Raw genomic sequence first — 14,911 nt, forward strand, 5'->3', positions numbered from 1 at the left:
GAAGGGCGCATCTTAAGCCCGTCCATCAACTAGGGGTACGCATGAGTGAACTCAGCGAGGAAGACGAGCGCATCCTCTCGCATCTCCGGGAGCGCGCCGACGGTGGTGACCGGTACTTCCGCGCGAAACACATCGCCGACGCCATCGGCCTGACCGCCAAACAGGTCGGGGCCCGCCTCCCGCGACTCGCCGAGAACTCCGAGGACGTCGACATCGAGAAGTGGTCCCGCGCCCGGTCGACGACATGGCGGGTCACACCCGAATAACTCCCGATGCGCCTCGCGCTCGCCCAACTTTCTATCGAATCGGCGGCCGTCGACGACAACGTCGAGCGCGCCGTCTCGGCCATCGAAACCGCCGCCGAGGAGGGCGCCGACTGCGTCGCGCTTCCCGAGATATTCAACGTCGGCTACTTCGCCTTCGAGAGCTACGAACGCGCCGCCGAACCGCTCGGCGGTGAGACACACCGACGAATCCGCGAGGCGGCTATCGAACACGACGTGTCGGTGCTGGCGGGTACCATCGTCGAGGACCTCGCGGCCTCCGCTGAGGCCGGCGAAGCCGTCCCCGCCGAATCGGGACTGGCCAACACCGCCGTCCTGTTCGATGCCGACGGCAAGCGCCGCCTCGTCTACCGCAAACACCACCTCTTCGGCTACGATTCGGCGGAGGCCGAACTGCTGGTGCCGGGCGAACAGTTGCCGACCGCCGAACTCGGCGGCCACACCGTCGGCGTAACGACCTGCTATGACCTGCGCTTCCCGGAACTGTACCGCCGTCTCGTGGACGACGGTGCCACCATGGTACTCGTCCCGAGCGCGTGGCCCTACCCGCGCGTCGAACACTGGAAGCTCCTGCCGCGTGCCCGCGCGGTCGAGAACCTGCTCTACGTCGGCGCGGTCAACGGCTCGGTGGCCTTCGAGGACGCCTCGCTGGTCGGCCGCTCGACCGTCTACGACCCGTGGGGGACGCCGCTTGCTTCGTCGGACGACGACGCGACCATCGTCTACGCCGACTGCGACCCTGACCGGGTCGAGGCGGTCCGCGAGGAATTCCCCGCACTGCGGGACCGACGGTAGGCCGAGGAAACGAGGGTTTATTAGTTAGCCCGAGCTAGAATTGCTTGCCTGAACGACGCTTTTCTCGTCGTGATGGCAGACCAACAACGCCCGCCGCGCGCCCGTCCATCCACCGAGTCGAGGTTGCCCGGTCCTCGGCTCGCTCGTCCGCCTCCCAACTCCTCTCCGCCACCTCGTTTCCACGCGCTCGTCACCCTGAGAGACGCGTCTCGTCGCGAGAAAACCGCTAGCAGGTCACTCCTCTTCGGTCTTGATATCCGCCGAGAGACCCTGCGCCATCTCGATGTCCTTGGAGTTGTTCAGCGTCCACGCCGTGCGTTCGGTGACCGCCTCGATGACTTCGCGTGCGGAGGGGTAGCCGTTACCCGACTTCTTGACGCCGCCGAACGGCAGTTGAACCTCCGCGCCGATACACGGCAGGTTACCGTAGGCGAGACCGAGGTCCGCACGGTCGCGGAAGCGGTTGACCTGCCGGTAGTCGTCGGAGATGATGGCGCCAGCCAACCCGTAGGGCGTGTCGTTGTGAATCTCGATGGCGCGGTCGATGTCGCCCTCGTACTCGATGAGCGCGACGTGGGGGCCGAAGACCTCCTCCTTGATACACCGAAGTTCGGGGTCGTAGTCGATTTCGTAGACGAACGGCCCGACCCAGTGGCCATCCTCGTGGCCCTCGGGAACCTCATCGGCACCCAGTTCCTCACGGTCGACGAGGACGTTGGCGCCCTCCTCGCGGGCGAGGTCGTTGTACCGGCCGAACTTCTCGATTTGGTCCTCGTCGACGAGCGGACCCATGAAGGTGCCCTCGTCGAGGGGGTCGCCAACGGCGATTTTCTCGGCGACCTCGACGAAGCGCTCCTTGAACGCCTCGTAGACGTCGGTGTGGACGATGAGCCGTTCGCTCGACACGCAGCGCTGGCCCGTCGTCTTGAACGATGACATCACCGCCGAATGGACGGCGATGTCGAGGTCCGCCTCCTCGGTGATGACGATACCGTTCTTGCCGCCCATCTCGCAGGCGGCGAGCTTGCCGGGCGTGCCGCCGACCGTGTCCGCGATGGAGTGGCCGACCTCCGAAGAGCCGGTAAACAGGACGGTATCGACCCGGTCATCGTCGACGATGGCGGCGCCGGCGTCGCCGAAGCCCTGAACCATGTTGAAGACGCCGTCGGGGATGCCCGTGTCGTCGAACATCTCGGCGACGACCTGACCGCACCACGGCGTCTGCTCGGCGGGTTTCCAGACGACGACGTTGCCCTCCACGAGGGCGACCGCCATGTGCCAGAACGGGATCGCGACCGGGAAGTTCCAGGGCGTGATACAGCCGACGACGCCGCGGGGTTTCCGCCGCATGTAGGCGTCCTTGCTCGGAATCTCGGAGGGCACCACGTCGCCGTGGGGATGGCGGGCGTTTCCGGCGGCCCACTCGACCATGTGCCAGGCCTCGGTGACGTCGGCTTTGCCCTCCGAGATCTCCTTGCCGCACTCCTTGGTGACGATTTCGCCCAACTCCTCGTGGCGGTCGCGCAGTTCGTGATAGATGTCCCAGAGGTACTCCGCGCGGTCGATGTAGGAGAGGTTCCGCCACTCCTCGAAGGCGTCGTCCGCGGCCGCCAGCGCGCGGTCGACCTCCGCGTCGGTGCCGCGGGGGAAGGTCCCCAGCGTCTCGCCGGTCGCCGGGTTCGCACTCTCGAAGGCCTCGCCGTCGCCGTCGACCCACTCACCGCCGATGTAGTGGTCGTATTCTGCCATACGGCAATATTTGCGCGGGCGACGTGAAAAAGGTAGTCGCCGCTCCCCGAACCGCTTACGGTCCCGCGACTCCGAGACCGGGCCGTGAAGGAGTTCGGCTTCGAGTTGCGGGTCTGTTCGTGGGCCGAGCGCAACTGGCCGCCCGAGGGAGGCGGGCGGTCGGCCGCCGCCAACAGCGACGGCGACGCGAGCGATGCCGAATCCACAGCGCTCGTCGCCCGGCAACTCGGCACCCAGCGGCGCCGCTGGGACACCCTCGTCGTGGAGACGACCGACCCATCCCTCGACCACCGCGCGCCCTTCGGCGAGGAGCGACTGGATTCGGACCTCCTGCATATCGCCCGCAACGCGCCCGGGTCGTGGGCCTTCTACCGGGACGCGCTTCCGGAACCCAGCTATCCGTGGCGCTACGTCCGGGAGGCCGTCCACCGGGCCGCCGACCGCGGATTCATCGAGACGCGCCGGGATGGCAACCGCATCGAGATTCGTCGCCGCTATCGCTATCCCGACTGGGTCGACCGCATCGTCGCCATCGAGAACAAACCGGACCTCGATGCCTCCGCCGCACGCGCCCTCGCCGACCAACTCGAACACGACGTGGGTCTGTCGCTGGCCGACGAGGTCTGGCTGGCGACGCGGGCGACACGCGAGGAAATCGAACCCGCGCTACTGGAGGCGATGCCCGTCGAGGTCGGCATCCTCGCCGTCTCCGAAGGCCCCGAGGGCTGGCGGGCCGACCCGGTCTGGAACCCCCGAACGCTGGCGGTCGGCGAGCCCGGCACGCGGATTCTCGAACGGCCCGACGGCGGCGATTACGACGCTTCGGCCTGCCGGTTCGAGTACGCCGACCCCGAATGGAAGGCACGCAAGCGCCTCGAAATCGCCGAACGGGCCTACGAGCGCGGCTGGCGCTCCTACGCCGATACGATGCGGCCCGACTGTCGGCATTTCGAAGTACGGAAACCAAAGGGGCCGTTCCCGTGGTGTGCCGCGAAGGGCCGCGAACAGACCGCCGCCGAGTGCTCCGGTCGGTGTTCGGCGTTCGCGCCCGAACCGCCCGCGTGGCGTTCGAAGGGGTGGCCCATCGAGGGCGGCCCGGGAAAGGCCACGAAGCGGTTGCTCGACGAGAAACGGCGGCGGCGACGGTGACGCCACCGACAGCCGTTCGGCGGTGGCGCAACCGCTTTCCCCCCGCGGCCGATAGAGGGGGTATGTCATTCGACGAGGGACTCCCACAGGAACAGGTCGACGAACTGGTCGACGAAACCATCGCGGAAAACGAAGTGGTGCTGTTCATGAAGGGGACCCCCATCGCCCCGCAGTGTGGCTACTCCGAGAAGGCCATCAGCCACATCCAGCGACACCGCGACGACATCGAGACCGTCGACGTGTTGACCGCCAGCGACGAGTTCCGAGCGGCCCTCGAGCGGCACAGCGGCTGGACGACCATCCCACAGGTCTACGTCGACGGGGAGTTCATCGGCGGGAGCGACATCCTCGAGGAGCTCGACGAGCAGGGCGAACTCGCCGCCGAACTCAACGCCTGACTACCGCGGAGCCCTGTGTCATTCCATCACAAAGGGAAGGACAGGTGATATAAGTGATGAACCCCTACATTTAGGCGGACCACTCGCGTCAGAGGGTAAGCGCCCTCTGTGGGACAGGGATACCATGACCAGTCGTGTTTACAGACTTCATTCGACGCTGGAACTGCAACTCGACGACGTTCACGAATTCTTCGACGAGTACGAGTTACCCGTCGAAATCGAGGACGTCGAAGTAACGAGGCGAAACAACACACTCATCGTGAGTGCCGTTGCGGCCGAAGACAACATCTCGAAGTACACGCCGACGGCACAGCTGAAGGCGAGCGTCACCGAGAACCGCATCTACGAGACCGAGGACGGGTGGTCCGAGACGCCACCCGAACCGCAGAACGGTGCCGCTTCGACCGACAGCGACGACGATGACGGCCCACAGTGGGGCAGCCTCGGCGAAGGCGGCCAACTGCAGGAAGAAGAGGAGGAGATCAACTCCAAACTCGTCGAGTACGCCTGCTTCAAGGGCGACCGCGAGACCGTACTCCAGAATACGGCGCTGCAGTACCCGATGTTCGAGGTACTGTGCGACCTCGCGAAGTTCGCCAAGAAGGGCACGCTGACCGCCATCGCAGCCGTCGACGACGAACTCGAAGCCACCCGCATCGTCGACGGCGAAGAGCGGTCGGCGAGCATCGAGGTCATCGACGACCCCCGCGAGCGCGACGGCGAGGACACCGTCAACTGGCGGGACAACAAGTTCATCAGCGACGACTGAAACACAGCCGCTTTTCCAGCCAGCTACCTGCCGAGCGACAGCGCCACCATTCCAAAACGCGTCACATCGTCCGAACTACCGTGGTTCCAGCCGGCCACCACAGACGCCACAGGTCACGTCGGAGCCGCCCATCGTGTTGATGACCTTTTCGCGTTTGCACTCCACACAGAGCGTCGCGCCACAGCTCGTACACTCGTAGCCCTCGGCCGAGGAGAACGACAGCAACCCCCGGAGACCGCCCGGTCGAGACTCCATCTCCGTCCCGCAGTTGCTGCACTCAGCCATCGCCGACATCTGGAAGCCGACGACGAAAAGTCGTTTCGGGTGCCGCGGTCACCCGCGAACGAAGTGTTGCCGAAAGCGCCGACATCGCGTCACCGGCCGCCCCGAGGTTCGCCGAACCCAAAAGACCCTTACATCTATAATGAGATGTAATTATACGCTATGAGTGAATTCCCCGACTACGTCGACGTCGACTACACCGACGGCGAAGGCGAAAACCCCGAGGACTACCCGAACCTCGAGGACAAGATAGAGAAGGCCATCGAGGTCGTCCAGACGGGCCTCGAGGAGTACGAAAACCCCGCCATCATGTGGACCGGCGGGAAGGACTCGACGCTGACGCTGTACTTCGTGAAGGAAGTCGTCGAGCAGTTCGACTACGAGATGCCGGCGACGGTCTTCATCGACCACTACCAGCACTTCGACGAACTCATCGAGTTCGTCGAACGCTGGGCCGACGAGTGGGACCTCGAAGTCATCTTCGCGCGCAACGAGGACGTCGGCGCCTACGTCGACGAGAACGGCCTCGAACCCGGCGACGACATCCCCGTCGACGCCCTCGACGAGAACAACCAGCACCACATCCGCAACATCCTCGAATACGAGGAGGACACCTTCCCGTTCCTGCTGGACACCTACGTCGGCAACCACCTGCTGAAGACAGTCGCGCTCAACAACACCCTCGAATCCGAGGGCATCGACGGCATCATCTCCGGCATCCGCTGGGACGAACAGGAAGCCCGCGCCGACGAGACGTTCTTCAGCCCCCGCCACGACCCCGACATCTACCCCCCGCACGACCGCATCCAGCCCATCCTGCAGTTCGACGAAGCCGACGTCTGGGACGCCTTCTGGTTCTACGTCGTCCCCGAAACCGTCCCGGACTTCCCGGACGACGGCTACGTCCCGCAGGACTACGACGACCTGCCGAACGACCTCACCCACGAGGACATCCCGGTCTCCCCGAAGTACTTCGCCGGGTTCCGCTCGCTGGGGAGCGAGATCTCGACCGAGAAATCCGACGAAGAGCCTGCCTGGCTGCAGGACCTCGAGAACACGACCGAGCGCGCCGGCCGCGCCCAGGACAAAGAGGACCTGATGGAGCGCCTGCGCGACCTCGGCTACATGTGAAACTTTTTGCACGCGAGCGCTCCGCGCTCGCGGCAAAAACTTTCATGAAAAAGACACTGCGGGCCTCCCGATGGTCGGCCCTTGGTCCCGCGCTCCCTACGGTCGCACGGTGAACATCACCACCACGGCGCTCGGCCTCCGGCCTCGCGCCGGGTGCTACTCCTGCCGTCGTTGACCGACCGGCCGTATTTATATTGAATTCCAGACTTGCGTCCGATTCGGGCTTTACCTGCTCTACTGTATAGCCGAAAGCCCCAGCAAGACTACGCCGCCGAGCAGGAACCCGGCAAGCACCGTGAGGATAGCACCCAGCCCGAGTCGATGATACGCGAGCGCGAAAAGAAGGGTGAAAACGAGACACAGTAGGACGATGGCGACATCGACGCGTTTCCGGAGCTCGGAGGGCATATCCGCGACCAGAGCGGCGACACCCAAAAAACCACACCGGAGCCGAAGTCGGCGCCGGGCTATTCCTCGTCCGAACGCGGCCGAACCGCGTCGGCCAGCGTCACCACGAAGCCGAGGAACCAGCCCAGCGGCGTCGCGATTGCGAACCACATCAGCGCGACCACGACCCCCTCGAAGTCGTAGTTGTTGCTGAGATACTCGCTCACCGGGTCCAGCGGCCCGACGAAGACGCTATCGCGGAAGAAGTTCGCGATTTGCGTGCTCTGCTCGATGATGACGCCGAGTGAGGGGTCGTACAGCGCCGCGACGACTGGCGGCAGGAAGACGGCGTTCATCGCGAACGGATACGCGAAGAAGACCGTCGTGCCACGGCCGCCGACACGGCTGAAGAGGGCCGCTAACCCGGCGGAAGCGACGGCGACGGCGCTCGCTGCACCGACGGCAACGAACCCATCGAACGAAAGGCGGACGCGAGCGAGCGCGGTCAAGCCGCCCCAGACGACCGCCGCGAGCAACACGACGCCGATGATGCCGAGGCGGGCCGTCGCGCTGTCGAACCGCTTGGCATTGAATCGAACGGCGAAGCCGACGACTAAGAGGGGATAGAGCAACGCGACGACGAGAACGCCGAGGGCAGCCCAGATGCGGTACTTGATTCGGTCACCGCGGGTCCGGGGCGTCCACTTCCCGAGCACGTTGTGGACGGCCGTCCGCTGGCGCGGAAAGACGAGCTCCATCCACGTCTCGTGGAGCCGGACGATGTCGATTTTGATTCCTTGGAGGAGGCCGCCCGCTGACATACTCCCACACTCCGGTCGCCACCCAAAATAGGTTCCGGCCTCGGCTTGCGGCCGTCTGACGGTTTCGGCCTACCAGTCGGGCGCGAATCCGGGGTCGACCTTGCGGTCCGTCCGGTCGATATCGTCGATACGGCCCACCTCGGCATCCGAAAGCGTCAGGTCCAGCGACTCCCAGTTGTCGCGAACGTGGTCGGCGCCGGTCGCCTTCGGAATCGCCGTCACGTCCTTCTGTCGGAGCCACGCGAGGCTCACCTGCGCGGCCGAGACACCGTGGTCGTCGGCGATGTCGGTGAGCACGTCCACCTCGAAGACGTCACCGCGTGCCAGCGGCGAGTAGGCGACCAGTTCGATATCCGCGTCCTCGCAGTACTCCCGGAGTTCCCGCTGGGGGAGCAGCGGATGCATCTCGACCTGATTGGCGAAGATGGGCGCGTCGATGACCTCCTGTGCCGTCTCCAGATGCGACGGCTCGAAGTTCGAGACGCCGATGTTCTCGATGCGGCCGTCCTCGTAGAGCGTCTCGAAGGCCGACAGGGTTCCCTCGGGGTCGTAGGCGTCCGCGGGCCAGTGGACGTACAGCAGGTCGAGGTAGTCGGTGCCGAGACGGTCGAGACTCGCCTCGGTCGATTCGAGCACGTCGTCGTGGCTCAGTTGGTCGATCCACACCTTCGTCGCGAGGAAGACGTCCTCGCGGTCGACCGACGCCGAGGCGATGCCCTCGCCGACGGCGGCCTCGTTGCCGTAGGCCTGAGCGGTGTCGATGTGCCGATAGCCCGTCTCGAGGGCGGTTCGAACCGATTCCGTACACTGTTTTGGGTCGTCGTTCTGCCACGTTCCGAATCCGAGGGCAGGCATGCCGCTCCGTTCGGGAGCGCTGCGGCTGGGTTCTCGTTGCGTCATATCCGACTATTCGTCGTTGCCGGCGAAAACGGTTGGGTCACCGGCGAGTCCGGGGGGAAACCGAAACACGTCGCGACGGAAGCCCAAAGGTTGGTTATTTATGCTCTTCCGTGTTAACGCCCGAACATGCCCGCAGAAACGTATGACATGGTCGTTGTCGGCGGCGGGACCGCCGGCTGTTTCGCCGCGGCAACGGCTGCTGGAGAGGGGCTCGACGTGGCCCTTCTCGAGCGAAAAACCGAGGACGAAGGCGGCCGCATCGCCTGCGGCGACGCCATCAAGGGCACGAGTACCTTCCCTGACGTCATCGACCTCGACTACCTCCGCGAGGAATCGTTCACCAACGAGGGCATCACCCTCGCGCGCTTCGAGAACCCCAAGACCGACGAGAACCTCGATATCGGCTTCCGCGGCGGCAACGGTGCCATCGTCGACCGGAAACGCTACGGTGAGGTCCTCCTCGAAGAGGCCGAACGCGCCGGCGCCGACGTCCATTACGAGACCGTCGTTCAGGACGTCGTCCAGAACGGCGCCGTCAAGGGCGTCACGGCCACCCAGCGTGGCTCCGTCAAGGAGTTCGAGACCGACGTCCTCATCGACGCCGCCGGCTCGCTGTCCCTCCTACAGGACAAGACCGACTTCGACGACACCACCTTCGACACCAACGTCAACTACCAGCAGTTCTGTTCGGCCTACCGCGAAATCGTCGAGGTCGACGAACCCGTCGACTGGCACAACGCCATCGTCTTCAAGCCGACCGCCGAACTCGGTTACCTCTGGTACTTCCCGCGCACCCCGACCGAAATCAACGTCGGCCTCGGCTTCCAGATGAACAAGGAGCCGATGAAACTCGTCGAACACCTCCGAAAGGACCTCCGCAACCGCGACGAGTTCAAGAACGCCACCGTCAAGGACAAACTCGGCGCCGCGCTCCCGACCCGACGCCCCTACGATTCGGCGGTCGCGCCCGGCTACATGGCCGTCGGCGACGCCGCGGGCCACGTCAACCCCTGTACCGGCGGCGGCATCCCCGGCGCCGCGAAGGCGGGCACGTGGGCCGCCGAAGCCGCCATCGAGGCCATCAGCGACGGCGACACGAGCGAGGGCGCCCTCTGGGAGTACAACCGCCGCGTCCAGACGGACTTCGGCAAGCGCTTCGCCGCGATGGACCTCTACAACATCTGGGGCGGCACCTACGACACCGACTACCTCGTCGACATCATCAGCGCGATGCCCGGCCAGCAACTCGCCGACGCGCTCGCGCTGGAGGGCACCGCCTCCATGAGTTGGCCGCTCAAGATCAAGACCGCCATCAAGACCTTTGGTCACTGGAGTACCCTCTTCGAACTCAAGAAACTCAACGAGTACGCGACCGACCTCAAGGACGTCTACGACGACTACCCGACCACCCCCGACGAGTTCGACGACTGGCAGTCCCGCCGCGACGGCCTGATGGACGACGTCTACGAACTCACGGACGCCGAGCCCAAGTATTAAAGCCCACTTTTTGCACGCTCCGCCGGTCTGGCGCGCTATGGCGCCAGACCCGGCTCCGCGGCAAAAACGTGGTGAAAATATGCGCGCCTCCCTCCAGTCGCGCGGCCTGACGGCCGCGCGGTAGTCGGTCGGCGCTACGGCACCTCGCTTTGCTCGGTGCCGGGAACCGCCTCGGGGGCCTTCGAAGAAGGCCCCACTCGGCGGATACAAGACTATAGTTGTTTCAGCAAGCCGAAATAGAGTTCTCTCTTAGCTGGCTAAGTCAATGTATAAGATTAGCATCCGCGAGAGGGGGTTCGGAGAACCCTCTCGAAGCGGTTCCCGGCGCCGAGCGAAGCGAGGCGCCGTAGCGCGCACGGACTGACGCGAGCCGGAGGCTCGCGGAAGGAGTACGCGCGCATATTTTCACCACGTTTTTGCCCGACTGAGCGCGCCGAAGGCGCGCGAAGGAGGTGCAAAAAGTGGTTCTAATAGAAGGCAATCGGCTTCCCGGGCGATTCCTCGCGGGAGACCTTCTCGAGGGCGTCTTCGAAGTCCGTGTCGGTGACCTCGGTGCGACCGTCGCGGATGGCGAACATCCCGGATTCGGTGGCGAGACTCTCCAGTTCGGCGCCGGTGAAGCCCTCTGTCTCCTCGGCGACGGCGTGGAGGTCGAGTTCCGGCGCGAGATTCATGTCGCGCGTGTGAATCTCGAGGATGCGCTCGCGGCCCTCGATGTCGGGTTCGGGCACCTCGATGAGGCGGTCGAACCGGCCGGGTCGGAGGATGGCGCGGTCGAGCATGTCGAAGCGGTTGGTCGCGGCGATAATCGAGATGTCGCCGCGCTGGTCGAAGCCGTCCATCTCCGAGAGGAGTTGCATCATCGTCCGCTGGACCTCGGCGTCGCCCGACGTTTTGGATTCGGTGCGCTTCGAGGCAATGGCGTCGATCTCGTCGATGAAGATGATGGCGGGTTCCCGCTCCGCGGCGAGTTCGAAGAGGTCGCGAACGAGGCGTGCGCCCTCGCCGATGAACTTCTGGACGAGTTCGGAGCCGGCCATCTTGATGAAGGTGGCGTCGGTCTGGTTGGCGACGGCCCTCGCGAGCATCGTCTTGCCGGTCCCCGGCGGGCCATAGAGGAGAACGCCGCTCGGCGGTTCGATGCCGACCTGCTGGAACTTCTCGGGGTTCGTGAGGGGGTCCTCGACGGCTTCCCGGACCTCCTGAATCTGCTCGTCGAGGCCGCCGATGTCCTCGTAGTGGACCTCGGGTTTCTCGGAGATTTCCATCGCCTGTGCGCGGGCGTCGGTCTCCTGGTCGAGAACCGTCTGGATGGCGAAGGAGTCGTTGATGGCGACGCGGTCGCCCGCTTCGAGCTTCTGGTAGAGCCGCGGGGAGACGTCGGTCAGGACCTCCTGATTGTTGCCGTGCTGTTTGAGCAGGACCTGGTCGTCGGTGAGCTCTTCGACCGTCGCGATGTACAGCGACGAGGTTTTCAGCGCCTCGTTTTGCTCCTGGAGGTCGCTGACCTCCTCTCGAAGGTCCGCCTGACGCGAGCGGGCGTCTTCGAGTTGGTCCGCGAGTTCGTCGTGGACCTGGGAGACGTCGATGAAGTGTTCCCGAAGCGCGGCGAGCCGCTCTTCCTCCGACATATCGGGGTCGAGGTCGAGGGTCGGCCGGTCGGGAAGAGAGGGACTATGCGACATTGCTGGACCGTAGGAGTTGGAGATTAAAAGTGGCTTTGGGTGGGGGAAACGGTTGCGCTAGGAGGTACCACACCACGAGACGGGCGTGGCGGCCGGTCGCTCGAACCTTATTGGAGCGACTCGTACTCGCCGACCATCTCGTCGTAGGCGTCGATGGCCGACTGGACGGGGTCGGGCGTCGACATGTCGATGCCCGCCGTCTCCAGCAACTCCAGCGGGTAGCCGTGCGACCCCGACCGAAGGAACTCGCGGTAGTCGGCCGCAGCCTCCTCGCCCTCGGCGTCGATGTGTTCGACGATGGCGTTGGCCGCGCTGATGCCCGTCGCGTACTGGTAGACGTAGTAGGCCCGATAGAAGTGCGGGATGCGCATCCACTCGCGGGCGATGCGGTCGTCGACGTCGGCGGGTTCGTAATACTGGCGCTTGAGGTCGCCATAGAGGTCGTCCAGTCGGTCGGGCGTCAGCGCCTCGCCGGCCTCGCTGAGTTCGTGGGCACGATGCTCGAAGGAGGCGAACATCGTCTGGCGGAACAGCGTCGACCGGAACCGTTCGAGGTACTCGTCGAGGACGTGCTTGCGGAACGCCTCGTCGTCGACCGTCTCCAGCAGGTGCCGGGTCAGAAGCGCCTCGTTGACCGTCGAGGCGACCTCGGCGACGAATATCTCGTAGCCGGAGTAGACGTAGGGCTGTTCCTCGCTGGTCAACTCCGAGTGCATCGAGTGGCCGAGTTCGTGAGCCAGCGTGTACATCGAGGCGATGTCGTCCTGATAGTTCAGCAGGATGTACGGCTGGCTGTCGTAGGTGCCGCCGCTGTAGGCGCCCGACTGCTTGTTGGCCGTCTCGTAGACGTCGACCCAGCGGGATTCCAGTCCTTCGGCCATCCGCTCCTGATAGGCCTCACCGAGCGGTGCGACCGCCTCGATGACGTACTCCTTGGCCTGCTCGTAGTCGACCTCGGGGCTCTCGCCGCCGGCCAGCGGCGCGTAGAGGTCCCACATCTTCAGGTCGTCGACGCCGAGACAGTCCCGTTTCAGTTCGGCATGTCGGTGCAGGACGTCGAGGTTGTCCTCGACGGTATCGACCAGCGTGTCGTAGACATCGATAGGGACGTTCGGGCCGTCGAGGGCGGCCTCCCGGGCCGTCTCGTAGTTGCGCGCGGCCGCGAGTTTGGAGTCGGACTTGACGCTGTTCTTGTAGGCCGTGCCGACGGAGTTGCGGTACTCGCTCCACTCGTCGTAGAAGGCCTCGTAGACGCGCTGGCGGAACTCGCGGTCCGGGTTCTTCTGGAGTTTCGCGAAGTTCGACAGCGTGACGCGCTGGGGTTCGCCCTCCGGGTCGTCGACGGCGGGGAACTCCATGTCCGCGTTGGTCAGCATGTTGTAGACGTCGCCGGCCGCATCGGTCACCTCGCTGAGGTCGGCCAGCAGCGCCTCGATTTCGGCCGAGCGGGTGTGTGGCTTCATCCGCAACACGTCGTCGAAGTAGTGCTCGTAGGTCTCCAGTTCCGGGTTCTCGTCGACGAACGCGTCGATGGCCTCGCGGTCGAGTTCCTGCAGTTCCGGTTCGATGAAGCTCGCGGTGCTGGAGGCGTCGGCGGCCAGCGACTGCGAGCGAGCCGCAAGCGCCTGATACGTCTGGTTCGTCGTGTCCTCGTCCTTCCGCATTCGGGCATAGGCGGCGACGTTCGAGACCTCTCGCATGATGGATTCGCGAAGCTCCAGTACCTCTTGGAGGGTCTCGGCGTCCTCGGTGACGCGTCCCTCGTAGGCTTCGAGGTCCGCGAGGCGTTCCTCGACGTCCTCGTAGGCCGCCTCCCATTCCTCCTCGTCGGCAAAGAGGTCCGTGAGGTCCCACGTGTACTCCTCGGCGATGTCGCTGCGCTCGGGAACCGAACTCATACCGCCTCGTTTGGGCGGTAACGCCCTAAACCCGTCGTCACCGGTCGACCGTTTCCGGGGCCAACGACCCGGCAACGCGGGCTTCGGACAGCCGTCGGCGCCGGCGCTCGGCGAACACCTCACGAGCGCTTGCTGCGGCCGCTTCGTCGACCGCGAACTCGACGCCGGGATACGCCACGTCGAGCAACACGAGCGGTTCCGGGGCCGCGGGGGCGATTCCGTCGGGCCCGTCGAGCGGTTCGTCGCCGAGCGCCCGGTCGAGAAAGGCCACCTCGCGCTCGCCGAGGCCCACCGATTCGACCGCCGAGACGACTCTGCGGACCAGTTGGCGGGCGAACCCGCCGGCCACACAGTCGACCACGAGGAAGGGTCCGTCCCGTCGGAGTCGCACCGTCAGGTCACGCTCGGTCCCCGTCGAATCGGGCGTGAAGTTGTGGAAGTCGTAGGCGCCGGAGAGCCGCCCAGCGGCGCGCTCGGCGCGTTCGTCGTCGAGGTCGGGGGCATACAGGAAGTAGCGATAGGTGCGCTCGACGGCGTCGTGTGTCGCGTGGAACCCCTCGTCCACGTCGGCGTGGGCCCATGCCCTGATACCCGCGGGGAGTTCGCCGTTGAGCGCCCGGGGTGTCAGCCAGTCGGGCGCCTCGATAGCCACGGTCTGCGCGCGGGCGGAGACGCCAGCGTCGGTGCGACCGGCCGCCGAATAGCCCGCCGGGGCGCCGTCCTCGAAGGGGATATCGAGCGCCGCGAGCGCCGTGAACAGCGTATCCTCGACCGTCTCGCCGTGGGGCTGGCGCTGGAAGCCGCGATAGTCTGTCCCGTCGTAGGCCACCCGAAACGTGCGCATACCTCGTGTACCGGAGGGCCAGCGGCTTGGAGATGGCGGTCCGCCGTCGGACCCGCGGCCGCGAACGTTCAGTAGTCGGTGCGGATGCGGAGTTCAGAGCCGGTAATCGTCTCGACCGTATCGGCCGGAACCTTGAGGTCGTCCTCGTCCGCCTCGCCGAACCCGAGGCCCTGCACGATAGCGTCGGTGACCCCCGGGTCGGGTTCGACGTAGGCGACCTGTTCGTCGGGGGCCACATCGGTGACGATGCCGATCTCCTCGGCGCGCTCGTTGGTGAGTACCTTCCCCTGGTCCCGAAGCGAGAGCAGTGCCATTGCTGTCG

General features: G+C 65.3%; 16 protein-coding genes. 7 read left to right on the top strand and 9 right to left on the bottom strand.

The genetic code is table 11. The annotated features are described in order from the left end of the window. The first annotated feature begins 41 nt into the window (after window positions 1–41). Window positions 42–266 carry a DUF7123 family protein gene (locus tag U5914_RS05800; RefSeq protein ID WP_336134814.1) on the top strand — a complete coding sequence of 75 codons (225 nt, stop codon included), beginning with the start codon at window positions 42–44 and terminating at the stop codon, window positions 264–266. Between the two features lie 6 nt (window positions 267–272). Further along, entirely contained in the window at window positions 273–1,079 is an 807-nt protein-coding gene (locus U5914_RS05805; RefSeq protein ID WP_336134815.1) for a carbon-nitrogen family hydrolase, read from the top strand. A gap of 234 nt (window positions 1,080–1,313) precedes the next feature. Here the strand turns inward: U5914_RS05805 and U5914_RS05810 are convergent, their stop codons facing one another. Beyond that, complete coding sequence (locus U5914_RS05810; protein ID WP_336134816.1) at window positions 1,314–2,828, bottom strand: aldehyde dehydrogenase family protein; 1,515 nt, start codon at window positions 2,826–2,828, stop codon at window positions 1,314–1,316. An 84-nt stretch (window positions 2,829–2,912) separates the two neighbouring features. Between U5914_RS05810 and U5914_RS05815 the strand changes: the two genes are divergently transcribed. The 3 genes from U5914_RS05815 (at window position 2,913) to U5914_RS05825 (ending at window position 5,144) form a co-directional block, all read left to right on the top strand. Next, complete coding sequence (locus tag U5914_RS05815) at window positions 2,913–3,977, top strand: DUF5787 family protein (protein WP_336134817.1); 1,065 nt, start codon at window positions 2,913–2,915, stop codon at window positions 3,975–3,977. A gap of 62 nt (window positions 3,978–4,039) precedes the next feature. Continuing rightward, the gene (locus U5914_RS05820; RefSeq protein ID WP_336134818.1) at window positions 4,040–4,375 is read left to right on the top strand and encodes a glutaredoxin family protein; all 336 of its coding nucleotides are present in this window, start codon (window positions 4,040–4,042) and stop codon (window positions 4,373–4,375) included. A gap of 124 nt (window positions 4,376–4,499) precedes the next feature. Next, window positions 4,500–5,144: a DUF7110 family protein gene (locus U5914_RS05825; protein WP_336134819.1), complete on the top strand. Its 645-nt coding sequence runs from the start codon at window positions 4,500–4,502 to the stop codon at window positions 5,142–5,144. A gap of 75 nt (window positions 5,145–5,219) precedes the next feature. Here the strand turns inward: U5914_RS05825 and U5914_RS05830 are convergent, their stop codons facing one another. Then, window positions 5,220–5,429 carry a SprT family zinc-dependent metalloprotease gene (locus U5914_RS05830; RefSeq protein ID WP_336134820.1) on the bottom strand — a complete coding sequence of 70 codons (210 nt, stop codon included), beginning with the start codon at window positions 5,427–5,429 and terminating at the stop codon, window positions 5,220–5,222. A gap of 159 nt (window positions 5,430–5,588) precedes the next feature. Between U5914_RS05830 and U5914_RS05835 the strand changes: the two genes are divergently transcribed. After that, a complete protein-coding gene (locus U5914_RS05835) occupies window positions 5,589–6,557 on the top strand; it encodes a phosphoadenosine phosphosulfate reductase family protein (RefSeq protein ID WP_336134821.1) in 969 nt (322 codons plus the stop codon). A 234-nt stretch (window positions 6,558–6,791) separates the two neighbouring features. On the opposite strand, the gene U5914_RS05840 is transcribed toward U5914_RS05835, so the two are convergent. The 3 genes from U5914_RS05840 to U5914_RS05850 all read right to left on the bottom strand — a co-directional run bounded on the left by U5914_RS05840 (window position 6,792) and on the right by U5914_RS05850 (window position 8,665). Further along, a complete protein-coding gene (locus tag U5914_RS05840; RefSeq protein WP_336134822.1) occupies window positions 6,792–6,965 on the bottom strand; it encodes a hypothetical protein in 174 nt (57 codons plus the stop codon). A gap of 59 nt (window positions 6,966–7,024) precedes the next feature. Then, a complete protein-coding gene (locus U5914_RS05845) occupies window positions 7,025–7,765 on the bottom strand; it encodes a hypothetical protein (RefSeq protein ID WP_336134823.1) in 741 nt (246 codons plus the stop codon). A gap of 69 nt (window positions 7,766–7,834) precedes the next feature. Next, window positions 7,835–8,665, bottom strand: a complete 831-nt coding sequence (locus U5914_RS05850) for an aldo/keto reductase (RefSeq protein ID WP_418766748.1) — start codon at window positions 8,663–8,665, stop codon at window positions 7,835–7,837. 126 nt (window positions 8,666–8,791) lie between these two features. Here U5914_RS05850 and U5914_RS05855 point away from each other — a divergent pair, with 126 nt between their 5' ends. Then, a complete protein-coding gene (locus U5914_RS05855; protein WP_336134824.1) occupies window positions 8,792–10,162 on the top strand; it encodes a geranylgeranyl reductase family protein in 1,371 nt (456 codons plus the stop codon). Window positions 10,163–10,629: 467 nt separating this feature from the next. On the opposite strand, the gene pan2 is transcribed toward U5914_RS05855, so the two are convergent. From pan2 to U5914_RS05875, 4 genes are all read right to left on the bottom strand, one after another. Further along, window positions 10,630–11,847, bottom strand: a complete 1,218-nt coding sequence (pan2, locus tag U5914_RS05860) for a proteasome-activating nucleotidase Pan2 (protein WP_336134825.1) — start codon at window positions 11,845–11,847, stop codon at window positions 10,630–10,632. A gap of 107 nt (window positions 11,848–11,954) precedes the next feature. Then, window positions 11,955–13,745: an oligoendopeptidase F gene (gene pepF, locus U5914_RS05865; RefSeq protein WP_336134826.1), complete on the bottom strand. Its 1,791-nt coding sequence runs from the start codon at window positions 13,743–13,745 to the stop codon at window positions 11,955–11,957. A gap of 37 nt (window positions 13,746–13,782) precedes the next feature. Beyond that, a complete protein-coding gene (gene truA, locus U5914_RS05870; protein ID WP_336134827.1) occupies window positions 13,783–14,589 on the bottom strand; it encodes a tRNA pseudouridine(38-40) synthase TruA in 807 nt (268 codons plus the stop codon). Between the two features lie 68 nt (window positions 14,590–14,657). Next, a complete protein-coding gene (locus U5914_RS05875; protein WP_336134828.1) occupies window positions 14,658–14,903 on the bottom strand; it encodes a hypothetical protein in 246 nt (81 codons plus the stop codon). Window positions 14,904–14,911: the final 8 nt, after the last annotated feature.

Origin of the sequence: Natronomonas amylolytica (assembly GCF_037031205.1) — an archaeon.
In the GTDB taxonomy this organism is placed as follows: domain Archaea; phylum Halobacteriota; class Halobacteria; order Halobacteriales; family Haloarculaceae; genus Natronomonas; species Natronomonas amylolytica.